Source organism: Microbacterium sp. MMO-10 (genome assembly GCF_037148715.1).
Taxonomy (GTDB): Bacteria; Actinomycetota; Actinomycetes; order Actinomycetales; family Microbacteriaceae; genus Microbacterium.
Window position 1 is genome coordinate 20,829 of sequence record NZ_JBBCSV010000002.1, and the last position, 15,311, is coordinate 36,139.

16 protein-coding genes are annotated in these 15,311 nt (G+C 69.8%); 11 read left to right on the forward strand and 5 right to left on the reverse strand.

Annotated features, from left to right (window positions below):
• Positions 1-111: 111 nt before the first annotated feature.
• Positions 112-567 (reverse strand): succinate dehydrogenase hydrophobic membrane anchor subunit, encoded by a 456-nt coding sequence (locus WFJ17_RS04635; RefSeq protein ID WP_251438470.1) that lies wholly within the window; start codon positions 565-567, stop codon positions 112-114.
• Entirely contained in the window at positions 567-1,001 is a 435-nt protein-coding gene (gene sdhC / locus WFJ17_RS04640) for a succinate dehydrogenase, cytochrome b556 subunit (protein WP_251438469.1), read from the reverse strand. Before sdhC ends, WFJ17_RS04635 begins: the two co-directional genes overlap by 1 nt.
• Positions 1,002-1,234: 233 nt before the next feature.
• Here sdhC and WFJ17_RS04645 point away from each other — a divergent pair, with 233 nt between their 5' ends.
• The 11 genes from WFJ17_RS04645 (at position 1,235) to WFJ17_RS04695 (ending at position 12,023) form a co-directional block, all read left to right on the forward strand.
• The gene (locus WFJ17_RS04645) at positions 1,235-2,350 is read left to right on the forward strand and encodes a mannose-1-phosphate guanylyltransferase (protein ID WP_251438468.1); all 1,116 of its coding nucleotides are present in this window, start codon (positions 1,235-1,237) and stop codon (positions 2,348-2,350) included.
• 210 nt (positions 2,351-2,560) lie between these two features.
• Entirely contained in the window at positions 2,561-3,679 is a 1,119-nt protein-coding gene (locus WFJ17_RS04650; protein WP_251438467.1) for a BMP family lipoprotein, read from the forward strand.
• Positions 3,680-3,794: 115 nt separating this feature from the next.
• The gene (locus tag WFJ17_RS04655; protein WP_251438466.1) at positions 3,795-5,309 is read left to right on the forward strand and encodes an ABC transporter ATP-binding protein; all 1,515 of its coding nucleotides are present in this window, start codon (positions 3,795-3,797) and stop codon (positions 5,307-5,309) included.
• Entirely contained in the window at positions 5,306-6,613 is a 1,308-nt protein-coding gene (locus WFJ17_RS04660) for an ABC transporter permease (protein ID WP_374208742.1), read from the forward strand. The genes WFJ17_RS04655 and WFJ17_RS04660 overlap by 4 nt, the downstream gene beginning before the upstream one ends.
• Positions 6,610-7,896 (forward strand): ABC transporter permease, encoded by a 1,287-nt coding sequence (locus WFJ17_RS04665; RefSeq protein ID WP_251438465.1) that lies wholly within the window; start codon positions 6,610-6,612, stop codon positions 7,894-7,896. The genes WFJ17_RS04660 and WFJ17_RS04665 overlap by 4 nt, the downstream gene beginning before the upstream one ends.
• A gap of 10 nt (positions 7,897-7,906) precedes the next feature.
• Positions 7,907-8,302, forward strand: coding sequence for a cytidine deaminase (locus WFJ17_RS04670; RefSeq protein ID WP_251438464.1), 396 nt, complete (start codon positions 7,907-7,909; stop codon positions 8,300-8,302).
• Complete coding sequence (locus tag WFJ17_RS04675) at positions 8,299-9,591, forward strand: thymidine phosphorylase (RefSeq protein ID WP_251438463.1); 1,293 nt, start codon at positions 8,299-8,301, stop codon at positions 9,589-9,591. The genes WFJ17_RS04670 and WFJ17_RS04675 overlap by 4 nt, the downstream gene beginning before the upstream one ends.
• 87 nt (positions 9,592-9,678) lie before the next feature.
• The gene (locus tag WFJ17_RS04680) at positions 9,679-10,794 is read left to right on the forward strand and encodes an adenosine deaminase (protein ID WP_251438462.1); all 1,116 of its coding nucleotides are present in this window, start codon (positions 9,679-9,681) and stop codon (positions 10,792-10,794) included.
• 38 nt (positions 10,795-10,832) lie between these two features.
• On the forward strand, positions 10,833-11,219 hold the full coding sequence (locus WFJ17_RS04685) for a DMT family transporter (RefSeq protein ID WP_251438461.1): 387 nt from the start codon (positions 10,833-10,835) through the stop codon (positions 11,217-11,219).
• On the forward strand, positions 11,216-11,536 hold the full coding sequence (locus WFJ17_RS04690) for a DMT family transporter (protein WP_336647800.1): 321 nt from the start codon (positions 11,216-11,218) through the stop codon (positions 11,534-11,536). Before WFJ17_RS04685 ends, WFJ17_RS04690 begins: the two co-directional genes overlap by 4 nt.
• 49 nt (positions 11,537-11,585) lie before the next feature.
• Entirely contained in the window at positions 11,586-12,023 is a 438-nt protein-coding gene (locus tag WFJ17_RS04695) for a VOC family protein (protein ID WP_336647801.1), read from the forward strand.
• A gap of 15 nt (positions 12,024-12,038) precedes the next feature.
• Here the strand turns inward: WFJ17_RS04695 and WFJ17_RS04700 are convergent, their stop codons facing one another.
• Genes WFJ17_RS04700 through WFJ17_RS04710 form a run of 3 tightly spaced genes read right to left on the reverse strand, consistent with a single transcriptional unit; the run spans position 12,039 to position 15,264 of the window.
• Positions 12,039-12,992, reverse strand: coding sequence for an SDR family oxidoreductase (locus tag WFJ17_RS04700; protein WP_251438458.1), 954 nt, complete (start codon positions 12,990-12,992; stop codon positions 12,039-12,041).
• A complete protein-coding gene (locus WFJ17_RS04705; RefSeq protein ID WP_251438457.1) occupies positions 12,989-13,942 on the reverse strand; it encodes a bile acid:sodium symporter family protein in 954 nt (317 codons plus the stop codon). The genes WFJ17_RS04700 and WFJ17_RS04705 overlap by 4 nt, the downstream gene beginning before the upstream one ends.
• Positions 13,939-15,264, reverse strand: a complete 1,326-nt coding sequence (locus WFJ17_RS04710) for a flavin-containing monooxygenase (RefSeq protein ID WP_336647802.1) — start codon at positions 15,262-15,264, stop codon at positions 13,939-13,941. Before WFJ17_RS04710 ends, WFJ17_RS04705 begins: the two co-directional genes overlap by 4 nt.
• Positions 15,265-15,311 lie beyond the last annotated feature (47 nt).

The window sequence follows — 15,311 nt, forward strand, 5'->3', positions numbered from 1 at the left end:
AGGCCGATCGCCGCTCGTCCCGGAGGTGTGATCCCGGGGCCGATGGAGCCCGATCTCACCGCCGGTGCCGGAGGGTGGTCGTCTCTGCCACTGATCGTCCGGATCCGCCGGCTACTTGCCCAGCGCCTTGCAGGTGTCCCACATGGCGCCGCTCTCGAACACGCCGTTGCAGGGGTCGAAGGTGAACACCACGAGGGTGCCGAGGAGGATCAGCAGCGCGGTGGCGAGTCCCAGCACGACGAGCAGCGTCTTGCGGACGCCGGCGTGGCCGACGTAGTCGTTGACGACCGTGCGCATGCCGTTCGCGCCGTGGATGAGGGCCAGCCACAGCATCAGCACGTCCCACCACTGCCAGAACGGGGTGGCGTACTTGCCGGAGACGAAGGCGAAGTCGAGGGCGTGGATGCCCTCGCCCAGCATGAGGTTCACGAAGAGGTGGCCGAAGATCAGCACGACGAGCACGACGCCCGACACGCGCATGTAGATCCAGCCCCACTTCTCCAGGTTCACGCCCTTGTTGCGGCGCGGCTCGGCGAGGTGCTGCGTGGTGAAGACGTCGGTGGCCATCAGTGCCCGCCTCCCACGTTCGAGAACACGTTGATCAGGTGGCGCGGCGCGAAGCCGAGCATGAGCACGGCCCACACCCCGATCACGCACCAGAACATCTGCCGCTGGTAGCGCGCGCCCTTCGACCACACGTCGACGAGGATGATCCGCAGTCCGTTCATCGCGTGGAACACGATCGCCGCGACGAGGACCGTCTCGCCGAGGCCCATGATCGGGTTCTTGTACGTGCCGAGGACGGCGTTGTACGCCTCCGGCGAGACCCGGATGAGCGACGTGTCGAGCACGTGCACCAGGAGGAAGAAGAAGATGGCGATACCGGTGATGCGATGCAGAACCCACGACCACATGCCTTCGCGACCCCGGTAGAGGGTGCCGCGCGGTGTCTTGGACGTGGTTTCCGCAGTCGAAGGTGTCAAGCGCGTGCTCGCGGACACAGTCGTCCTCCCTGATCTAAGCGGCGGATCGAGGCGCGCAGGCGTCCGATCTCCCTCATCCTATTCCTGTCAGCTCGCTGGGAGCGACGAAGGGCACCCTTAGCACGATGCGCATCGGCGATCGAGACCATGCGGATTCGCGATCGGCGGGACGCGTCCGCCACGGCCCGGCCCGCGGCGTCCGCCCGGCGCCGCTCGAGATGCGCCGGGGACGGCACCGATAGCCTGAACGCATGCGCGAGCCGATCCCCGACTTCTACGCCGTCATCCCCGCCGGAGGCATCGGGAGCCGACTGTGGCCGCTGTCCCGCGCCGATGCGCCCAAGTTCCTGCACGATCTCACCGGATCCGGGCAGTCCCTGCTGCGCGACACCTGGGACCGGATCGAGCCGCTGACCGGGCCGGACCGGATCGCCGTGGTCACGGGGCGGGCGCATCGCGCCGCGGTCGAGGGGCAGCTTCCCGGGATACACGACGGGAACGTGTTCCTGGAGTCGGAGCCGCGCGAGTCGGCGGCCGCGATCGGGCTCGCCGCGGCGATCCTGCACCGGCGCGATCCGGACGTGATCATCGGCTCCTTCAGCGCCGACCACGTCATCCGCAGCACCCGCAAGTTCGAGTTCGCCGTGCGCGACGCCGTCGAGGTGGCCCGGCAGGGATACATCGTCACGATCGGGATCACGCCGACCGAGCCGGCCGTCGGGTTCGGGTACATCAAGCAGGGCGAGGAGCTCGAGGTGGACGGGGTGCGCGAGGCCTCCCTGGTCGAGCGCTTCGTGGAGAAGCCGGATCTCGCCACCGCGAAGACCTACTACGACGACCGCAGCTACCTCTGGAACGCGGGCATGTTCATCAGCCGGGCCGACGTGCTCCTGGCCGAGCTCGAGCGCCACCAGCCCGAGCTGCACGCGGGTCTGCTCGAGCTGGCCGAGGCCTGGGACGACCGGGAGCGCCGCGGTCCGGTCGTGGACCGGGTCTGGCCCGCGCTCCCGAAGATCGCGATCGACTACGCCGTCGCGGAGCCGGCGGCCGAGAGCGGGCGCCTCGCCGTGGTGCCGGGCCATTTCGACTGGGACGACGTGGGCGACTTCGCGTCGCTGACGAAGCTCATCCTGAACGGCCGCAAGAACGACCTCGCCGTGCTGGGCCCGTCTGCGCGCGTGCTCTCGGACGCCGCGAGCGGGATCCTGGTCAGCCAGACCTCGCGGGTGATCAGCCTGGTCGGCGTGCAGGACATCGTGGTCGTCGACACCCCGGACGCGCTCCTCGTGACGACGACCGAGCACGCGCAGCGGGTGAAGGGCGTCGTGGAGTCGCTCAAGCTCAACGGCCGCGACGACGTCCTCTGACGCCCCGTCGTCGCCCGCAGATGCGCACGGAGGTGCACGAAAGCGGGGAACGCCCGATGGCACTGCTCATATGAGCACGGACGAGCGCATGTGATCTCATGTTTGTAACCATTGACTCCAGCGACACGGACGAGGATGCCCGATCTTCGTCATAGTCGGTAACTTTCAAGTGACCCGCGATCGCCGCGGGCTCGTTTTCTGGAGGCCCGAGTGACCATCTCCCTCACCAAGAAGCTGATCGGCGCGACCGTCGCGGCCGGTGTCATCGTCGCCCTGGCAGGTTGCGGTTCCGCTCCTGCCCCTGCGAGCACGAGCGGCGGGGCGAAGCCCGCGGACGCGAACTTCAAGCCCTGCCTCGTCTCCGACAGCGGCGGCTTCAACGACAAGTCCTTCAACGAGTCCGCCAAGAACGGCATCGAGAAGGCGGGCAAGGACCTCGGCGTCAAGCCGATCACGGTCGAGTCCAAGTCCGACAACGACTACGAGAACAACATCTCGTCGCTCATCAGCGGCAAGTGCACGCTGATCATCGGCGTCGGCTTCAAGCTCGACGCCGCGATCGCGAAGGCCGCGATCGCCAACCCGAAGCTCAACTTCGGCATCATCGACTCGATGGCGGACCCGGACAACACCGGCAAGCCGGCCTCGACCAACATCAAGCCCCTGCTCTTCGACACGGCTCAGGCCGCGTACCTCGGCGGCTACGCCGCGGCCGCATGGTCGGCGCAGTCCGGCGCGAACAAGGTCGGCACCTTCGGCGGCATGAAGATCCCGCCGGTGACGATCTTCATGGACGGCTACGTCGACGGCGTCAAGAAGTACAACGAGGACAAGGGCGCGAACGTCGCGGTCGTCGGCTGGGACAAGGACAAGCAGGACGGATCCTTCACCGGAGCCTTCCAGGCGAACGACGTCGCCAAGCAGACCGCGAACTCGGTTCTCGACCAGGGCGTCGACCCGATCCTCCCCGTCGGCGGTCCGATCTACCTCTCCGCGAGCGCGGCGATCAAGGACAGCGGCAAGAAGACGGTCATGCTCGGCGTCGACTCCGACCTCGCCGTGGCCGACCCGTCGGTCGCCGACCAGATCCTCGTCTCGATCATGAAGCGCATCGACGACGCCGTGTACACGACGGTGACCGAGACGGCCAAGGGCTCGTTCGACGCGACCCCGTACGTCGGCACGCTGGAGAACAACGGCGTGGGCCTGTCGTCCTTCCACGACTTCGAGAGCAAGCTCCCGAAGGGCCTGACGGACGAGCTGAAGGCGCTGCAGGAGAAGATCGTCAAGGGCGAGATCAAGGTCGACTCGCCCAGCTCCCCGAAGTAATCCCTTCGACGCGGGACGTCCCGGTCCGTCCGCCGAGCCCCAGGGCTCAGCGGACGGGCAGGGCGTCCCGCGCTCTTCTTCTTGAGTCACCCCTTCCCGGATAGGGTCAACAGTTATGAAGCTCGAGCTCCGCGGCATCACCAAACGCTTCGGATCCCTGGTCGCCAACGACCACATCGATGTGGTCGTCGAACCCGGCGAGATCCACGCCCTGCTGGGCGAGAACGGGGCCGGCAAGTCGACCCTGATGAACGTGCTCTACGGCCTCTACCAGGCCGATGAGGGCGAGATCCTGCTCGACGGGGTGCCGCAGCACTTCCGCGGCCCCGGCGACGCGATGGCCGCCGGCATCGGCATGGTGCACCAGCACTTCATGCTGATCCCGGTGTTCACGGTCGCCGAGAACGTGATGCTCGGCCACGAGCAGTCCAAGGCGCTCGGCGTGCTCGACATCGCCGCCGCGCGCGAGCACGTCCGCGAGGTCGCCTCGCGGTTCGGGTTCGAGGTCGACCCCGACGCGATCGTCGGCGACCTCCCCGTCGGCGTCCAGCAGCGCGTGGAGATCATCAAGGCGCTGAGCCGCGACGCGAAGGTCCTCGTGTTCGACGAGCCCACCGCGGTGCTCACCCCGCAGGAGACCGACGAGCTCATGGAGATCATGAAGCAGCTGCGCGACGAGGGCACGGCGATCGTGTTCATCACGCACAAGCTGCGGGAGGTGCGGGCGATCGCCGACAAGATCACGGTGATCCGTCTCGGCAAGGTCGTCGGCGAGGCCGACCCCAAGTCCTCCAACACCGAGCTCGCCTCGATGATGGTCGGCCGCGCGGTCGAGCTCACGGTGCACAAGGGCCCGCCCACCATCGGCGAGGGCGGCCTGCGCGTGAAGGATCTGCGCGTCATCGCGCCGGACGGCGTCGTCGTGGTGGACGACATCAGCTTCGAGGTGCGTCCCGGAGAGGTGCTCGCGATCGCGGGCGTGCAGGGCAACGGGCAGACCGAGCTGGCCGAGGCGATCATGGGGCTCGGGGCGCGCAGCACCGGCTCCATCTCGCTGAACGGCGTCGAGCTGATCGGGCGCAACGTGCACCAGGTGCTCGACGCGGGCGTCGGCTTCGTGCCGGAGGACCGCAACGAGGACGGCCTGGTCGGCGCCTTCTCGGTCGCCGAGAACCTCATCCTCGACCGCTCGGACGACCCGGCGTTCAGCCGGTTCGGCACCATCCTGCGGGGCGTGCTCGACACGTTCGCGAAGGAGCGCATCGCCGAGTTCGACATCCGCACGCAGGGCCCGGGCCAGGCCGCGGGATCCCTCTCCGGTGGAAACCAGCAGAAGGTGGTGATCGCGCGCGAGCTCAACCGCGACCTCAAGCTGCTGCTCGCGTCGCAGCCCACCCGCGGCGTGGACGTCGGATCCATCGAGTTCATCCACAAGCGCATCGTCGCGACGCGCGACTCCGGGATCCCGGTGATCGTGGTGTCGACCGAGCTGGACGAGGTCACCGCCCTCGCCGACCGCATCGCGGTCATGTACCGCGGCCGCATCGTCGGGATCGTCCCGGGGAACACCCCCCGCGACGTGCTCGGCCTGATGATGGCCGGCGAGAACCCGACGGAGGCAGCCGCATGAGCACCGCGACCGAACCTCAGGCTCCGGCCCCGGAGCCGCCGATGACCCGCAACATCCAGGAGATCCCGGTCTCGAACCGGGTGCTGCGGGAGATCCTGCGCGGAAGCGCGGTCACCACCGTGCTCGCGATCGTGCTGGCCCTCGTCGTGGGTGGCGTGCTGATCGCCGCCACCAGTCCCGATGTGCAGGCCGCGGCGGGATACTTCTTCGCGCGCCCCGGCGACACCCTGGGTGCGGCGTGGACGGTCGTTTCCGGCGCCTACGCGGCGCTGTTCAACGGATCCGTCATCGACTTCAGCGCCCCCGACTTCTGGTCCGCGGTGAAGCCCCTGGGCAACACGATCGGGTTCGCCGGCCCCCTCATCGCGGCCGGTCTCGGCATCGCCGTCGCCTTCCGCGTGGGACTGTTCAACATCGGCGCGCGCGGCCAGATGCTCATCGCCTGCGCGGCGGCGGCGCTGGTCACGTTCCAGCTGAACCTGCCCCCGATCATCCAGATCCCGCTCACCCTCATCGTCGGCATCGCCGCGGGTGCGCTCTGGGGCGGTCTGGTCGGACTGCTCAAGGCGCGGACCGGCGCCCACGAGGTCATCCTCACGATCATGCTCAACTACGTCGCGTTCTACCTCGTGACGTGGATGGTGCAGGTGCCGCAGCTGCTGCAGCGCCCCGGCCAGATCCAGCCGATCTCGCGGCCGACGCCGCCGAACGCCGTCCTTCCCAAGCTCCCGGGTCTCGACCTGATCGACTGGAGCTTCCCGATCGTGATCGTCGCGACGCTGTTCGTCTGGTGGCTCGTCGAGCGCTCCAGCCTCGGGTTCCGGATGCGCGCCGTGGGGGAGAACCCCAGCGCGGCACGGGCTGCGGGGATCAGCGTGCCGCGGGTCTACATCTACGCGATGCTGTTCGCCGGAGGTCTCGCGGGTCTGGCCGGAATGTTCCAGATCCAGAGCACGATCACGAGCGGGTTCGACGGCGGCATCGACGCCGGCATCGGGTTCACGGCCATCACGGTGGCGCTCCTCGGTCGCAGCCGCGCCTGGGGCACGTTCTGGGCGGGACTCCTGTTCGGCGCCCTCAAGGCCGGGTCGTTCCCGATGCAGGCCCTCCAGTCGATCCCGGTCGACATCGTGCTCGTGGTGCAGTCGCTCATCGTGCTGTTCATCGCGGCGCCCCCGCTGATCCGCACCATCTTCTTCCTGCCCAAGGACGACTCCGAGCGCTCGCAGCGCTCCAAGGCGCGGATCGCGCGCCGGGCGGGCAAGAACACCGATTCCTCCGACACGAAGGCGGCGGCAGCATGAGCACCTCCCTCACCTCCGCCCCGGCGATCGAGGCGCCGACCGTCGTCAAGGTCCGCTCGCTGAAGGTGCCGATCACCCTGCTGGCGATCGTCGTCCTCCTCGGCCTGCTCTTCCTGCTCGCGCCGCGTTACGGGACCACGACGTTCCGCCTCTCCGAGGCGAGCGCCGCGATCCATCTGGGCGACATCGGGATCCCCGCGGGTCCCGTGCTCTGGGTCACCTGGGCCCTCGCCGCGGCGCTGGGCGTTCTGGCGCTGCTCGTCGCCCTGCAATACCGCCGGATCCCGCTGTGGCTGCCGATCGTGTACGCGGTGCTCGCGATGACCGCGTTCCTCACCTGGGCCGGCGCCGGAGCCGCCGGGGCGATCACGCTGACGGGCCTGCTCGGCGGATCGATCTCGCTCGCGGTCCCTCTCGTGTTCGGCGCCCTCGCCGGCGTCATCGGGGAGCGCGCCGGCGTCGTCAACGTCGCGATCGAGGGCCAGTTCCTGCTCGGCGCGTTCACCGCGACGATCCTCGGATCCCTCACGCACAACCCGTTCGTGGGCCTGATCGGCGCGATGTTCGGAGGCATCCTCATCTCGCTCGTGCTCGGCGCCTTCGCGATCAAGTACCTGGTCGACCAGGTCATCGTCGGCGTCGTGCTGAACGTGTTCGCCTCGGGCCTGACCGGCTTCCTGTACCAGGGCGTGCTCGCCCCGAACGCCCAGGCCCTGAACAGCCCCACCCGGTTCACGCTCATCAAGATCCCGATCCTCGGGGACATCCCGGTGATCGGCCCGGCGCTGTTCAACCAGACCTTCCTCGTCTACCTGATGTACGTGGTGGTCGCGCTCGTCGCCTGGGCGATGTACCGCACCCGCTGGGGACTCCGCGTCCGCGCCGTCGGCGAGCACCCGCACGCCGCCGACACGGTCGGCATCAAGGTCAACCCGACGCGGTTCTGGAACCTGCAGCTCGCGGGCGCGATCGCCGGCATCGGCGGCGCCTACTTCACGCTGGTCTCGGTGCCGCAGTTCACCAAGGACATGACGGCGGGCCTCGGCTTCATCGCGCTGGCCGCGGTGATCTTCGGGCGCTGGGACCCGGTGCGCGCGGCGCTCGCCGCCCTGCTGTTCGGCTTCGCGACGAACCTGCAGAACCTGCTCGTCGTGCTGCGCACGCCGATCCCCGGCGAGTTCATGCTGATGCTGCCGTACGTCGTGACGATCCTCGCGGTCGTGGGCTTCGTCGGACAGATCAAGGCGCCGGCGGCCGACGGCAAGCCCTACATCAAGTCCTAGGAGGGCTGGAGTGGACATCGACTGGGATGAGCTGCGTCGCGTCGCCGACGAGGCTCAGCAGAAGGCGTATGCGCCGTACTCGCACTACCGTGTCGGCGCCGCCGCGCTCGTCGACGACGGCCGGATCGTTTCCGGCTGCAACGTCGAGAACGCGTCCTACGGCGTGACGCTGTGCGCCGAGTGCGCGATGGTGGGCGACCTCTTCATGTCCGGCGGCGGGCGCCTGGTCGCCTTCCTCTGCGTGAACGGCGAGGGGGAGACGATCATGCCGTGCGGCCGCTGCCGGCAGCTGCTCTTCGAGCACTCCGCGCCCGGCATGCTGCTGGAGACCGTGTCCGGGATCAGGACGATCGACGAAGTGCTGCCCGACGCGTTCGGGCCGAGGGATCTGGAGAACGTGCGATGAGTGTGGAACCGTTCGACGCGGTGGACGTGATCCGCGCCAAGCGCGACGGCGGGGTCGTCCCCGAGCCGGCGCTGCGCTGGATGGTCGACGCCTACACCCGCGGCTACGTCACGGATCCGCAGATGGCCTCCTTCGCGATGGCGATCTTCCAGCGCGGCATGGAGCGCGACGAGATCCGCGTGCTCACCGACGCGATGATCGCATCGGGGGAGCGGATGAGCTTCGCGGCCCTCGGCAAGAGGACCGTCGACAAGCACTCCACCGGCGGGGTCGGCGACAAGATCACCCTGCCGCTGGCTCCGCTCGTCGCGAGCTTCGGCGTCGCGGTTCCTCAGCTGAGCGGCCGCGGTCTCGGCCACACCGGCGGCACCCTCGACAAGCTCGAGTCGATCCCCGGCTGGCGCGCCGCGCTGAGCAACGAGGAGATGTTCGCGCAGCTGCAGGGCGACGTGGGCGCGGTGATCTGCGCGGCCGGCTCCGGCCTGGCCCCCGCCGACAAGAAGCTCTACGCGCTGCGCGACGTCACCGGCACAGTCGAGGCGATCCCGCTGATCGCGTCGAGCATCATGTCGAAGAAGATCGCCGAGGGCACCGACGCGCTCGTGCTGGACGTGAAGTTCGGATCCGGTGCCTTCATGCAGGACATCGACCGCGCCCGCGAGCTCGCCCGCACCATGGTCGCGCTCGGCACCGACTCCGGCGTGTCCACGACCGCCCTGCTCACCGACATGAACGTGCCCCTGGGGCTCGCGATCGGGAACGCGAACGAGGTGCGCGAGTCGGTCGAGGTGCTCGCCGGCGGCGGCCCCGCCGACGTGCGCGAGCTCACGCTGGCCCTCGCCCGCGAGATGCTGGCGCTCAGCGGCCAGCCGGATGCGGACGTGGAGAAGGCGCTCGACGACGGCCGCGCGATGGACTCGTGGAAGGCGATGATCCGCGCGCAGGACGGCGACCCGGATGCGGCGCTCCCCGTCGCCCGCGAGACGCACACCGTCACGGCGGCCTCCGACGGCTTCATCACGCGCATGGACGCGCTGCCCTTCGGCATCGGCGCCTGGCGCCTGGGAGCGGGCCGCGCCCGCGCCGAGGACGCGGTGGTGTTCGCCGCCGGCATCGACCTGCACGTGAAGCCCGGCGACGCCGTGCGCGCCGGGGATCCCGTGTTCACGCTGTCCGCCGACGACGCGGCGCGCTTCGACCGGGCGCTGGAGGCCGTGGACGGGGCATGGGAGATCGGCGCGACGCGGATCGAGCGCGCGCCCCTCGTGCGCGAGCGCATCACCGCCTAGGCTGAATCCGGGCGCGGCGCCCGTGTCCGGTTCCTCTCGGAACATCTCTGACGATTCCATCGATCGACCGCTGAGGAAGGATCTGTCATGCCCATCGACGCGAACGGCGACCTGGAGGTCGAGGGCCTGTCCCTCCGGAGCCTCCCCAAGGTCTCGCTGCACGATCACCTCGACGGCGGGGTGCGTCCGGCCACGATCATCGAGCTCGCCGATGCGGCGGGCATCGAGCTGCCGCACACCGACCCGACCGGGCTCGCGATGTGGTTCCGCACCCAGGCGTCGGCCGGATCCCTGGTCGACTACCTGAAGACCTTCGACGTCTCCCTCTCGGTCATGCAGAGCGCGGAGAACCTCCGGCGCATCGCGCGCGAATTCGTCGAGGACCTGGTGCACGACGGCGTCGTGTACGGCGAGGTGCGCTGGGCGCCCGAGCTGCACCTCACGGGCGGGCTGAGCCTGCAGCAGGCGGTCGAGGCCGTGCAGGACGGCATCGACGAGGCGGAGGACGCCGCGGAGGGCCGGGGCAAGAGCATCCGGGTCGGGCAGCTGCTCTCGGCGATGCGCCAGACCGACCGCGTCCGCGAGATCGCCGAGCTCGCCGTCGCCCATCGCGACCGCGGAGTGGTCGGCTTCGACACCGCCGGTCCCGAGGCGGGCTTCCCGTCGTCGCGCTACCGGGAGACCTTCGACTACCTCGCCCGTCAGATGTTCCCCGCCACCGTGCACGCGGGCGAGGCGGCGGGGCCGGACTCGATCCGCTCCGCCCTCGTCGACGGCCGCGCCCTCCGGCTCGGCCACGGGGTGCGCATCGCGGAGGACCTGGAGATCGTGAACCGCGACGGCGAGGAGGTGCAGGTGCGCTTCGGCGATCTCGCCCGCTGGGTGCGCGACCGGGAGATCCCGCTCGAGCTGTCGCCGTCGTCGAACCTGCAGACCGGAGCGATCGCCGCCTGGGGCACCGAGTTCGCCGACCATCCGTTCGACCTGCTCTACCAGCTCGGCTTCGCGGTGACCGTGAACGTGGACAACCGCACGATGAGCGCCACCTCGCTGACGCGCGAGATGGCGCTGCTCGTGGACGCGTTCGGCTACGACCTCGAGGATCTGGAGTCCTTCCAGTTCAACGCTGCGGCCGGCGCGTTCCTGCCGGTCGAGGAGCGGGAGGAACTCGTCGAGCTGATCGCCGAGGGCTTCGATGAGTGACGCCCCCGCAGTCGGGAAGCGGCACGGGGACGGCGTGGATGCCGGCTGACTCCGGCGCGGCGACGCGCCGGCGCGGCGCGTGGCCGCCCCTGCTGCTGGCCATCGTGCTGGAGGTCAGCGCGACGCTGAGCCTGCGCGCGGTGTCGACGGGCGGATCCTGGTGGTGGCTCTGCGTGGTCGTGATCGGCTACGGCGGGTCGTTCTGGCTGCTCGGGATCGTGCTCACCCGCGGGATGCCGGTGGGCGTCGCGTACGGGATCTGGTCGGCCATCGGGGTTGCGCTCACCGCGCTCGCGGCGGCGGCGCTGTTCGCGGAGGCGCTGAGCCCGCTCTCGCTCCTGGGGCTCGGCGTGATCATCGCCGGGGTGCTGCTCGCCGAGCTCGGGACGCGGCACGTCCGGGGCGAGCGGGGGAGTGCCGGATGACCTGGCTGCTGCTGATCGGCGCGATCGCGTCGGAGGTGACGGCGACGCTGAGCCTGCGCGCCTCGGAGGGCTTCCGGCGCCGCCGGCACATCCCCGCGATCGTCCTCGGGTACCTGGTCTCCTACGTGCTGCTGGGAGCCGTGCTGGCGCTCGGGATGCCGGTCGGCATCGCCTACGCGGTCTGGGCCGCTCTCGGCGTCGCCGCCACCGCGGTGCTCGGGCGCGTGCTGTTCCACGACCGCATCTCGCTCATGACCGCGATCGGGCTCGCCGTCATCGTCGGCGGCGTGATCCTGGTGCAGGCCGGGACGCACTGACGCCGTCGCGCCGCTGGGCGCCCGGGGACGGGCGGCGTAGAGTGCGAACATGGCCATCCGCATGGAAAACGTGGGCATCGCCGTCCGCGACCTCGACGCGACCATCTCCTTCTTCACGGACCTCGGGCTCACGGTGCTCGGCCGGGACACGGTCTCGGGCGAATGGGCGGACACCGCGGTCGGACTCGACGGCAATCACGCCCGCATCGCGATGCTGCAGACCCCCGACGGACAGGGAAGGCTGGAGCTCTTCGAGTACATCCATCCCGACGCGATCGAGACCTCGCCGACGCTCCCGCACGAGATCGGCATGCACCGGGTCGCCTTCGCCGTCGACGACATCGATGACGCGCTCGCGATCGCCGCGCGTCACGACTGCTTCCCGCTGCGCGGCGTCGCGAACTACCAGGACGTCTACAAGCTCTCGTACGTGCGCGGGCCGAGCGGCATCATCGTCATGTTCGCCCAGGACCTGCGCGCCACCTGAGCCGATCCTGTCCGCTCAATCGGAGCCGACGACGTCCGGATGGGTCCGGAGGTACTCCTCGAACGCCTGCGCCGAGGTGAGCCGCGGGACATAGCCGAACCGCTCCTTGAGCCGGTCGTTGCGCAGCACGGGCCGGTAGCGCAGGAAGCGGACCTTCTCGGGGCCGTGCTCCGTGAGCCGCAGCGCGCTGCCGACCGCGAGGGCGATCGTCAGCAGCGGCGCCGGGATCGTCAGCAGCGGCTTGTGCAGCCGTCGCGCGATCTCCGGCACTGTCAGGGCGCCGTCTCCGGCGACGTTGTAGATCCCCGCGGGGCCCTCGCCGAGCGCCGCACGCACCATCGCGGCCGCCACGTCGTCGACCCAGACGAACACGAAGGGGGAGTCGGATCCGGCGATGTGCAGGATCCGCTTGCCGTCCCAGAGCGCGGTGATCTGGTTGTGCACGGTGGGGCCGAGGATCGTGCCGATCCGGAAGACCACCTGCTCGAGGGCGGGGTGGGTGCTGCGCGCCGCCGCGAGCATCTCCTCGACCATCCTCTTGTGGCGGGAGTACGGGAACTCGTCGTTGCCCCGCAACGGATCCGTCTCGACGATCCACTCCGGGTTGTCCGGGTGGTACCCGTAAGCGGCGCCCGAGCTCGAGACCACCAGGCGTCGCACCCCGGCCTCGACGCACGCGGCCAGCACGTGGGAGGAGCCCTGCACATCGACGCGGAACTCGCCCTGCACGTCGCGGCCGGGATTGACGATCGCCGCCAGGTGCACGACGGTGTCGATGCGGTGTCGTCGGAGCACGTCGGGCAGGCCGAGCGGATCCGTGACGTCCACGGGCACCGACACCACGCCGGGAACGTCCGACTCGCGCAGATCGCCGCAGAGGACCACATCGACGTCGGGGTGATCCGACAGCAGAGCGGTGACCCTGCTGCCGAGGAAGCCCGCGCCGCCCGTGACCAGCACCCGCTTCATCGGGCCTGGCCCGATCGCGCGTGACGGGAGGCGTCGGACGTGCGCGAACCGGTGCGGCGCGAGGTGTGCATGCCCCAGAGCGTAGCGACACAGAGCCCGGCGACGATGTCCCACACGCCCCACCAGCCCGCGACGACGGCCATGCCGCCGAGGCCGCCGAAGAACGTGAAGACCAGGCCGAGGCCGAGGCCGGCGTTGCGGATGCCGACCTCGAAGGTCATCGCCTTGCGCTCGCGGGTGCCGAGCCCGCCGACGACGGCGGTGCCGTACCCGATCGCGAGGGCGACCGCGTCGTGGATCGCCACGACGAGCAGGACCGATCCGATGACGCTGACGAACACCGCCCAGTTGCCGGCGAGTGCGCCCACGATGAAGCCGACGAGGGCGAGCAGGCTGAACCAGCGCACGAACGGCTGCACGCGGGCGGCGAGACGCGGCAGCCGGGCGCGCAGCAGCAGGCCGACGGCGAACGGCAGGCCGATGATGAGCAGGATCTCCCAGAGCATCTGCCACGGGTTGAGCGCGACGGCGTGCAGCAGCCGGTGCGCGGTGGGATGCACCGAGCCCCAGAAGGCGATGCTCAGCGGCATCACGACGATGTAGAGGAGGTTGCCCACCGCCGTCATCGACACCGAGAGCGCGGTGTTGCCCCCGGCGCGGTGCGTGAGCACCTGCGAGATGTTGCCGGGCGGGCAGCAGGCCACGAGGATCATGCCGAGGGCCATCGACGGCGTCACCGGCAGGATCAGGGTCAGCCCGAACGTGACCGCGGGCAGCACGAGCACCTGCGCGAGGATCGCGACGACGAAGGGCTTGGGGTGCGTCAGGACGACGCGGAAGTCCTTCGGCGCGGTGTCCAGGGCGATCCCGAGCATGATGAGGCCCAGCACGGCGTTGAGGATCGTGAGCATCCCCGGCGCGAAGTGCACGACGACGTCGTCGACGTTCATGAGGCTCCGCTCACGGGCGCCGCGATGCCCTCCTTCTCGAGCCGCACCGCACGCCGGTACGCGTCCTTGTTGACGTAGTACGACATGCGGGCGAGACCGAGGTAGCGGTACCCGCCGGTGAGGTCGGGCCAGGACTGCCGGGAGACGCGCTCGCGGAACCGTCTCGCGCGCGCGGGCTCCGCCTCCTGCGCCGCGAGATACGCCGCGATCAGCTCGGCCTGCTCGTAGCGGCCCTGCCAGCCGATGCCGCTCGCCTCGATCATCCCCATCATGTACAGGCCGTTGAAGGACGGCGGGAAGACGTTCAGGAAGAGTCGCGGCGACGAGCCGGTCCAGTTCAGATGCTCGCGGTCGACGAAGGGGTAGTCGAGCGTGTAGCCGGTGGCGAGCAGGATCAGGTCGTAGTCGCCGCGGGATCCATCACGGAACCGCACGCCCGGTCCGTCGAAGCGATCGACGTCCGCGCGGATGCGCAGGTCGCCCTGGCCGAGGTGGTTGAGCACGAGCGTGTTGACGATCGGGTGCGCCTCGTAGATGCGGTAGTCGGGCTTCGGGAAGCCGAACCGCACCGGGTCGCCGGTGAACGCCCGCAGCACCCGCGAGTCGATCGCCTGCTTGATCCTGGCGGGCAGCGGGCGGCCCTGGTTCAGGGTGTCGCTGGGCCGGCCGAACAGGTAGCGCGGCACGAAGTAGTAGCCGCGGCGCACGCTCATCTCGATGCTCGCGGCGTGGTGGACGGCGTCGACGGCGATGTCGCAGCCCGAGTTGCCCGCGCCGATGATGAGCACCCGCCGGCCCGCGAGCTGCGCCGGATCCTTGTACGCGCTGGTGTGCAGGATCTCCCCGTCGAAGTCGCCGGGGAACGTCGGCACGTTCGGCTCCGCGAGCGTGCCGTTCGCGAGGATGACGCCGTCGTAGCGCTCCTCGACGGAGGTCTCGGTCCCGTCCGCGCCGCGTGCGGTCGCGCGCAGGATCCAGCCCTCGCCGTCGGGCTCCAGGCGATCCACGCGGGTGCCGAAGCGGAACCGCTCGCGCAGCCCGAAGGCGTCGGCGTAGTCGTCGAAGTAGCGCTTGAGCACGCGGTGCCCGGGATAATCCACGTCGCTGTCCATCGGGAACTCGGCGAACTCGGTGGTGGTGCGGGACGAGATGAGGTGGGCGGACGCGTACATCGTGCTGCGCGGGTTCGTGATGTCCCAGAGCCCGCCGACGTCGTGCGAGGCCTCGTACCCGGTGGCCTCGACACCGGCCTTCTGCAGTGCGCGCATGACGGCGAGACCGGAGGGGCCCGCGCCGATCACGGCAAATGACCTCGTCGTCATGCTCTCCTCATCAGGTCGCGGTCGGGGCTCGCCGCGCGCGGTGCCCC

Bases quoted from the DNA above. Each gene is read 5' to 3' on its own strand.
- WFJ17_RS04635 (WP_251438470.1), bottom strand. From the start codon at position 567: ATGGCCACCGACGTCTTCACCACGCAGCACCTCGCCGAGCCGCGCCGC.
- WFJ17_RS04645 (WP_251438468.1), top strand. From the start codon at position 1,235: ATGCGCGAGCCGATCCCCGACTTCTACGCCGTCATCCCCGCCGGAGGC.
- WFJ17_RS04655 (WP_251438466.1), top strand. From the start codon at position 3,795: ATGAAGCTCGAGCTCCGCGGCATCACCAAACGCTTCGGATCCCTGGTC.
- WFJ17_RS04660 (WP_374208742.1), top strand. From the start codon at position 5,306: ATGAGCACCGCGACCGAACCTCAGGCTCCGGCCCCGGAGCCGCCGATG.
- WFJ17_RS04665 (WP_251438465.1), top strand. From the start codon at position 6,610: ATGAGCACCTCCCTCACCTCCGCCCCGGCGATCGAGGCGCCGACCGTC.
- WFJ17_RS04675 (WP_251438463.1), top strand. From the start codon at position 8,299: ATGAGTGTGGAACCGTTCGACGCGGTGGACGTGATCCGCGCCAAGCGC.
- WFJ17_RS04680 (WP_251438462.1), top strand. From the start codon at position 9,679: ATGCCCATCGACGCGAACGGCGACCTGGAGGTCGAGGGCCTGTCCCTC.
- WFJ17_RS04685 (WP_251438461.1), top strand. From the start codon at position 10,833: ATGCCGGCTGACTCCGGCGCGGCGACGCGCCGGCGCGGCGCGTGGCCG.
- WFJ17_RS04690 (WP_336647800.1), top strand. From the start codon at position 11,216: ATGACCTGGCTGCTGCTGATCGGCGCGATCGCGTCGGAGGTGACGGCG.
- WFJ17_RS04695 (WP_336647801.1), top strand. From the start codon at position 11,586: ATGGCCATCCGCATGGAAAACGTGGGCATCGCCGTCCGCGACCTCGAC.
- WFJ17_RS04700 (WP_251438458.1), bottom strand. From the start codon at position 12,992: ATGAAGCGGGTGCTGGTCACGGGCGGCGCGGGCTTCCTCGGCAGCAGG.
- WFJ17_RS04705 (WP_251438457.1), bottom strand. From the start codon at position 13,942: ATGAACGTCGACGACGTCGTCGTGCACTTCGCGCCGGGGATGCTCACG.
- WFJ17_RS04710 (WP_336647802.1), bottom strand. From the start codon at position 15,264: ATGACGACGAGGTCATTTGCCGTGATCGGCGCGGGCCCCTCCGGTCTC.